The 7095-nt window shown below is 43.1% G+C and carries 7 protein-coding genes; 1 reads left to right on the top strand and 6 read right to left on the bottom strand.

Annotated elements, in window-relative coordinates; all coding sequences use genetic code 11:
- From QUB26_RS25165 to QUB26_RS25155, 3 genes are all read right to left on the bottom strand, one after another.
- The coding region (locus QUB26_RS25165; protein ID WP_333320193.1) for a relaxase/mobilization nuclease domain-containing protein at positions 1 to 973 on the bottom strand (973 nt) is incomplete at its 3' end.
- A gap of 50 nt (positions 974 to 1023) precedes the next feature.
- Positions 1024 to 1425: a plasmid mobilization protein gene (locus tag QUB26_RS25160; protein WP_333320191.1), complete on the bottom strand. Its 402-nt coding sequence runs from the start codon at positions 1423 to 1425 to the stop codon at positions 1024 to 1026.
- A gap of 203 nt (positions 1426 to 1628) precedes the next feature.
- Entirely contained in the window at positions 1629 to 1820 is a 192-nt protein-coding gene (locus tag QUB26_RS25155) for a hypothetical protein (RefSeq protein ID WP_333320189.1), read from the bottom strand.
- A gap of 778 nt (positions 1821 to 2598) precedes the next feature.
- Between QUB26_RS25155 and QUB26_RS25150 the strand changes: the two genes are divergently transcribed.
- Entirely contained in the window at positions 2599 to 3900 is a 1302-nt protein-coding gene (locus QUB26_RS25150; RefSeq protein ID WP_333320187.1) for an NF041680 family putative transposase, read from the top strand.
- A 646-nt stretch (positions 3901 to 4546) separates the two neighbouring features.
- Here the strand turns inward: QUB26_RS25150 and QUB26_RS25145 are convergent.
- From QUB26_RS25145 to QUB26_RS25135, 3 genes are read right to left on the bottom strand one after another with little or no spacing between them, the layout of a single operon-like run.
- Positions 4547 to 4972, bottom strand: a complete 426-nt coding sequence (locus QUB26_RS25145; RefSeq protein WP_333320185.1) for a hypothetical protein — start codon at positions 4970 to 4972, stop codon at positions 4547 to 4549.
- Positions 4973 to 5019: 47 nt separating this feature from the next.
- A complete protein-coding gene (locus QUB26_RS25140) occupies positions 5020 to 5184 on the bottom strand; it encodes a hypothetical protein (protein ID WP_333320183.1) in 165 nt (54 codons plus the stop codon).
- On the bottom strand, positions 5177 to 5479 hold the full coding sequence (locus QUB26_RS25135) for a hypothetical protein (RefSeq protein WP_333320181.1): 303 nt from the start codon (positions 5477 to 5479) through the stop codon (positions 5177 to 5179). Before QUB26_RS25135 ends, QUB26_RS25140 begins: the two co-directional genes overlap by 8 nt.
- Between the last annotated feature and the right edge of the window lie 1616 nt (positions 5480 to 7095).

The following is a 7095-nucleotide window of genomic DNA, read 5'->3' as shown; positions in this document are numbered from 1 at the left end:
CAGATTGTGACGACTCTAACTCATTTGCTGTTGCAGATAGGGTTGTTTCTAACTCGGATTGTGACAACTCTAACTCATTTGCTGTTGCAGATAGGGTTGCTCCTAACTCGGATTGTGACGACTCTAGCTCATTTTCCTCTGCCTCACTGGGGGCGATAGCTAAGTGTTGTGGCTGCATTAAAGCATCAATTAGGGCGTTATCTCGCCCTTTGTCATAGCTAACGCCTCGATGCTTCTGCAATCCTGAAAAAGTGTAGGCTTTACCTAATTGAGTACCGCTAAAAGCAACTCCATCTAAATTGTAAGAAATGCCTTTACTCAACCCAGTTCGAGTTAGTCTAACTTGCACCTCTACGGCTTGTTGCTGCAACCGCTCAACGAATTCTGGCATACTTGGGTTATCTTGGGTAACTTCATTAATTAGGTCTTGTAATTGCACCCTGACACTTTTGTTTCCCTTGCTTTGTAAGTACCTATGTTCTCCAGTAGTCGGAGCTCGCTTATATGTTTCCCAACTAGGTGTAACAGCTTCTAAATTGTAGTCTCTTTCTAACTGGCGGATTACTTCTTGGCTTCTGTAATAATCCCAGCTATCATCAACGACACTCCCATCTAGACGAATGCGACTGGCAACGATGTGAATGTGGTCATGGTTTGTATCGCTGTGTTTGACAACTGCATACTGATTATTGTCAAATTCCATCGCTTTCATGTAGTTAGCTGCAATTGCCAGCCAGCGCTGGTCATTGTCAACATCTACTTCTAGTTTCTGGGTAGAATCGACAGATAAAGTAGCATGAAATACTGCTACTTTCAGGTTAGGTCTTAGTTGTCTGGCAATGGCAAATTCAGCAGCAAGTTCTTCAGGTGTTTGTCCACACATAGTACCACCAATTAAATCGGCATCTTTTTTGCCGAGCACATAGTTCAGACAGCCACGAAAGCCTGTACCTTTGATTTGTTTGCCAATCATAGCCGTTTCACAGTAGATTTATTACATCAATTGCTGAGGCTTATTAAGAATTAGCGGACTGTAGAATTGGTAAGGTTTGCAACTATTGTTTTAATAGCAGTTTGGTTTTGTTGAATGAGGTGCTGTACATTTTCTAAGAGTCCTCTATTAACAATAACGGGTTCTCCCAATACCTGAGCACTATTGCAAGCTTTCTTCATCTGATTGAGGTTGTTTGCTGCAATTTTAAGTTGAGCATTAATTTGGCATAAAACTTGATAGGCTTTCAAATCCAATACAGATAGAGGGTGTGGCATAGTTCTCCTCAAAGCTGCACGACGCATGAAGTCGCTCATACTCAAGTTTACTTGGTGAGCTAGTGTTTGAATTTCGCTGTAATCGGAGTCAGTCAAGCGGATGTGGATATGGCTTGATAGCTGCTCTCTGGGTCTGACTTTCGGTAAATTTTTCATAGCTTTTAATCGGTAATCACTGTTTGTAAATATACAAGTTAACAACTGTAATTGAACACCGCTATTCTGGTGATTTTATCCCCCCCAATTGGAGAGGGCTATTAGGGTTTATTAAAGTAGAGATTGACTACTCTAATTTCCTTTAATTGTATAAATTGTTCATTGAGGTGCGATCGCGTGCCCTCTGACTCCGGCGATGGTAGTCACAAGCGAGCAAAAAGCTGGTGGTAGTGGTGGGTTCTATGCGCGAGGCGAAGGCGATCGCGGGAAGTCGATTCGTAGCAGCTCTCTTTGAAGTCAGTACACTCACCGCACAGTCCCAAGTTGAGAGGATCTATGGGTATGGCAACAACTGTCCCACCGCTCAATGTTGCGCGAGCCGATGGTGCGAGCATACATTATCTATGCCGGGGTCAGAATGGTAATTTTTGTGCAGTCGGAGCCGACTACGCGATCGCTTTATGCCAAAAAACGGATCATTATTGTGTCGAGACAATATTCAGTTAACTTGTAGTACAAACAGTTACATTCGTCATTAAAGCTTAAAAAAGTATTAAACCTGACCTTGCGGTTAGGATGCCGTATTTATGGGTGGATTATTTTTCTTTCCACACTTAAAAGTCAGATTTGTGATCACAAAAACATTGCTTGCTACCGTCCATCTCTGCTTTTTGTGCAAGCTTTCTACCTTGCATAAATTTGCATAAATTTGAGTTTTTATGAGTTTTTTGTTGCTAATTAAGCCAAAAACAGCGAACACTTCAATTTGCAGCTTGCACAAATTTATTCAAAAAAACTCAAATTTATGCAGAAAAACTCAAAAAAACTCACTTGAGAAAAGTGAATTTTGAGGGTTTTTCCCGTCCTGGTACGCTTAAGAATTATTTACTGGAGTTTAGACTAAGTAGATATTAAAGCGCGATCGTCACTTCACTCAAAAACGGCAATGGTCGCTGGCGACAAGTTATGAGGCTCAACCATAAGATAGAAGTCCAGCGACCGTTGACGTTCTCTTTGAGGCCGCGAAGTCAAAGAGAAAAAAACACGCCAAGGCGGCCTAATTTCTTGACTGTCGTTGAGACTAAAAAAGAGAGAACGGTGGCTTTCAGCAGGACTTGAGCCACCGCGCCGGGAGAGAATGAGGGTGAAAAAGAAAACCTATCCACTCCCTCAATGAACAGTGAACGATTAAAGGACTTTCGTCAAGCAGCATACGAGTTATTGGTACTCGCCAAGGATGCCACATTCGAGCTGATGGATGCAGTGATGACCACCAGAAATGCGTCATGTTTAGCAGAATTTTCACTCAGCCCGCTATTCAATCGTCAATGGCCAAGTATTTACGAAGCATTGCAAGACTGTAGGCCAGACCGAAAAAAACTGATGGAGTTGTATCGAGAGCAATTAGAACAGCAAGTACCCGCAACAGAACATATATTAGTGGCGATAGACCACACTGCGTGGGGGAGACCATTCGCCAAAACCTTAAAAGACAGAACCCATGAATATCAGAGGGGTGTAATTATTGGACAGGGGTACAGTACAATTGCCTGGATACCAGAAGCTCAAGGAAGTTGGGCATTACCCCTACTTCATGAAAGAATTAGTAGTGGGTCTTCACCCATACTTCAAGCAGCTTCCCAACTCAAACTTGTCTGCGAACAGAGTGTCAACCCAGTTTTAGCAGTTTTAGATCGAGAATATGGGAATGCAAATTGGGTACTGGCGCAAGCAGATATTCAAGCTGATTGCTTAATGCGAGTCCGAAAGAATGCCTGTTTGTGGTCAGCACCACCAGCATATAGTGGCCGCGGCAGACCACGAAAACACGGGCAAAAAATGAGGCTGAATGACCAAACCACATGGCTCGAAGCGGATACTGCGATCGAAATTGACGAACATCCACAGTTGGGACAAGTCCGAGTCAGTCAATGGCTTGACTTACATTTTTATCGTGCCCCTGAACAAAGAGTCAATTTAATCCTCATCGAAAGAATGAATCCCATGTCAAACGGTCAGCCATTTCCACCCTTGTGGTTGGCTTGGGTGGGAGAACGAACTCTACCATTAGAAACTGTTTGGTTTAAATATTTACGACGTTTTGGAGTGGATCATTGGTATCGGTTTGCGAAGCAACGATTACATTGGACATTACCTAACTTAAGAACTCCAGAACAATGTGAACGGTGGAGCGATTTAATGCCATTGATGAGTTGGCAACTCTGGCTGGCTAGGGACTTAGTTCTCGAGCATCGACTGCCTTGGCAATCTGCTAAGATCGATTTAACTCCTGGACGTGTTGCCCAATCAATGTTGTCAGTTTTAGTTGACATTGGTACTCCTACCAAACTGCCAAAACAGAGGGGAAAATCCCCCGGTTGGGAAACAGGAAAGGTACGGACTAAGGCACCATGCTATCCCACTGTCAAAAAACGGGTTTCTCGACGCAAAAAGTCTTCAAGATTAGCTATTTAATCTTCTACATTTTGAATTTTTGAGTAACAGCTTGCCGGATATTCTTTCGGCAGCTACTTTTAGATGCGATCGTTTTTTAGTCTAAACTCCAGTTATTTAAGATTTTTACAACAAACTCTGCAATTATGAATTGAAGCAATGGAAATTGCAATTGATTCAAAACAGGCTCAAGATTGATAATTTGATCTCAATCTTGAGCAAGCCGAACTAATTGAATAGGTTGTTTTGAGCAAGCCGAACTAATTGAATAGACTGTCTTGAGTAAGCCGAATTAATCGAATAGACTGTTAAGATTGCCTAAAAGATTGCCCCCAGTTATTCGCTATGCAGCTATTCGTATCAATCTTCGGAACAAGGGCGGTAGCCGCTTTATAGCAAGAGTTGTAGTTCAGTTGGCTTGTGCGCTCCAGTTGCTCTTCAATACTTTGTAATAGCAAGCTAGCGCGACCTGAATTTCTAGCAACGGGCGAGAGGAAAGCAGGGACGATGGAGCACAAACTTTCAAGCTCAGCTCGAAACCATCGATAATACCCTGGCAACTGTTTCTAGCATCAATATCTGCGGGTTCATAGAGTAACGAGCCTGTTTTCAAGTTCGCTAACCGCCAAACGCTGTTCCCGCACTCGACCTACTCTCAGCGCATCAATCAGGCTAAGCAAGGCGTAAAGTTCTGGATCGTTTTTAGCAGCTTGAGGGACTGAACGGTACAGGGGTGCGATCGCCTTCTGACGACTCCTTGAGGGTCAGGCCAGACATACATCTCTGATGGTGAGACCACCAGCTTGCTTTTTAGCGGCTCAGCCGAATGCGCCGTTGGCAGTCCCCGACTTAAGGGGCCGGGTTGGGCGTAGAATACATAGCGCAGCCCGTGAACTAAGAACTCTAGTAGCGCTTGCGTCAAAATCCTGCGATTTTCGCCATCATAGAGGCCTGCTGCTGCACATCGAGAAAGAGCGCCATGAACTTCTGAGGCACTCATGCCTAAGCTTTGAGCGAGGGTGTTGTAAGTCCAGGTTGCTTTTTCCCAACTGTGGACTTTGAGTATGGCAAGGATATCTTGCGGTTTGAGCATAGCTTTATGGGTAGGCTCAGCCAGCCTTGGGCATCGCTTTCTTTCCTTTATTCTACATTCGCGAATAGCGAATAATCGAGATGTGGCGACTTTAATTTAATGTTCGGCGCTCGTTGAAGGGCGTGAGTTATTTCGGGAGTACAGCGATCGCTTGTGCTGAATTGCGATTGTAGGGGCGAGCGATTTGCGATCGCACCATCCATTTCATTCACTCGGCTGTAACTTTCCTCGCATCTGTATAAATATATCGCCCAACATTGCTATTGCTACTGCCCATACCTGCTTTTCGTATGTGCGCCTGTAGAAGTTTATGCTAATCCGCTTACAAGGACAAGCGCGATCGTATTGCATGGGAGTCAGTACCGATTGATGCAGTTGTTTTGCAGCCTGCATTAGTTTGATCGCCAGAACGCACAAGCCTTGCTGTTTTAAAGCCAAGTTGTGATCACAAAAACATTGCTTGCTATCGCTCATCCCTGCTTTTTTCCTTAGTTTCCCAGCTTGCATAAATTTGCATAAATTTGCATAAATTTGAGTTTTTAGTTGCAAATACTGCCTCGACTTCAGCTAATAATTCAAGCTGAGTTTGCATACTTTTACTCAAAAAAACTCACAAAAAATCAAATTTATGCAAATTTATGCAAAAAAAATCATGGAAACTCAGTCTCAAAAAGTTAATTTTGAGGTGTTTTCCTGTCTCGGTACGCTTAAGACTTATTTAATAATTTAACAGCAAGCTCTACACTCCCCAAATTTAAGCAATTGTAGCAGAGGCTCAAAAGTGGTAACATTTATAGCAAGCTGTACTTTCACACTTGAGCAAGCAGAACTAATCGAATAGAATGTTAAGGTTGCCTAAAAGATTGCCGCCAAGTGATAGCTATTCAGCTATTGCATATTAATGTATCGGAACAATGGCGGTAGGGTTTTTCTCTTATTGAGTTGCAGTTCAGTTTGTTTGGCTTTATTGAATGAGCGTGCTACCGCACTTTTGTACAAAAAAGCGAAGTGCCTCAATATTTTTGGGCTGCCAGAATGCTCTGAGCGTTACTTCGGCAAGCCAGTAAAATTTGTAGTCAAAGGAAAAGCGGCGAAACTTGTTAAACTAGGCAATGAGAAGGCAGTGACAATTGTGGGGCGATGGTACGGTTGTACTTGATTTCAGAGAGAGCGCGATCGCCACGCGCCTCTAAGTTTTAGGCCGTAACGATGCTACCCAAGTTGAATGGGGACAGTTGCGGTAATTGATGCCAGTGTTGCCAGAAAAGTCGCCACAATAGTTTAAGCAATCGGCACAGTTGAAGAGCGGGTAAAAATTAAGTCTTGTGACACACTTGGCTAACATCCATCAGTGGCATTGATTGGGACAGTGGGATATCGGGTAAAATTAAGCCCCTTGACACTCCATCTCTAGTTTTTAGGTGTTTGTGGCGATAGCTGCTTCGATCGATTCAAAGCCAATTCTTTGTGGTGATTTGAATTATTTTGACTTGAAAAACTACAACTCGCGACTCGACTCCGCTGCCCTTACTCGCACTATCCGAATCAGCCTGCAATTCGCTATCACTGGCTCCCCATTGATGCTATCAATCCAAGTACACTTTGACCAAAACAATGCAGGAAAATCGCACTTACTCATTCACAATTTTTAGCTAAAATTTGGGAGGAAAAAAGAGGAGAAACCAGCACAGTTATTACTCGTTACACCTCGTAATTCCTACTTTTTCGGTCACAATCAGTATAAATACTTATCAGTTTTTGTAAAGAATTGTTGCTTTTGACGCGATTTTTGGTAATTTAGACCCTTCTGAATCCTCCTCAATCCTCGTAGTTAGTGTGGTAGTCGCATAGCAAGCCATGTCAAATAGACGTTATAGGGGGTAAAATTGAGCACTCTTTGCAAATTAAGGGTTTTTGCAAGATTGCTATGAGAATTGTTGGTAGGCAGGACTGGCGCGATCGCACACGACAACAGCCAAGGCAAGAAAGTTTGATGGGGCAGTTTGGACTTGGATAGAACTGTGCTCCTGCCAGTCGCTCTTGAAGCATTGGTAACAAGTTAGAACGGAGTAGATTTTGTCAATACCCCTTTATGTAGAAATATAATTGAATAATAATGATAA

The organism is Microcoleus sp. B4-C1 (assembly GCF_036705285.1).
GTDB lineage: Bacteria > Cyanobacteriota > Cyanobacteriia > Cyanobacteriales > Microcoleaceae > Microcoleus.
The sequence above is the reverse complement of the archived record's forward strand: the minus strand, read 5'-3'. Positions and strand labels throughout refer to the sequence as shown.

Bases quoted from the DNA above. Each gene is read 5' to 3' on its own strand.
- QUB26_RS25145 (WP_333320185.1), bottom strand. From the start codon at position 4,972: ATGCTCAAACCGCAAGATATCCTTGCCATACTCAAAGTCCACAGTTGG.
- QUB26_RS25160 (WP_333320191.1), bottom strand. From the start codon at position 1,425: ATGAAAAATTTACCGAAAGTCAGACCCAGAGAGCAGCTATCAAGCCAT.
- QUB26_RS25150 (WP_333320187.1), top strand. From the start codon at position 2,599: ATGAACAGTGAACGATTAAAGGACTTTCGTCAAGCAGCATACGAGTTA.
- QUB26_RS25155 (WP_333320189.1), bottom strand. From the start codon at position 1,820: ATGCTCGCACCATCGGCTCGCGCAACATTGAGCGGTGGGACAGTTGTT.
- QUB26_RS25135 (WP_333320181.1), bottom strand. From the start codon at position 5,479: ATGCAAGCTGGGAAACTAAGGAAAAAAGCAGGGATGAGCGATAGCAAG.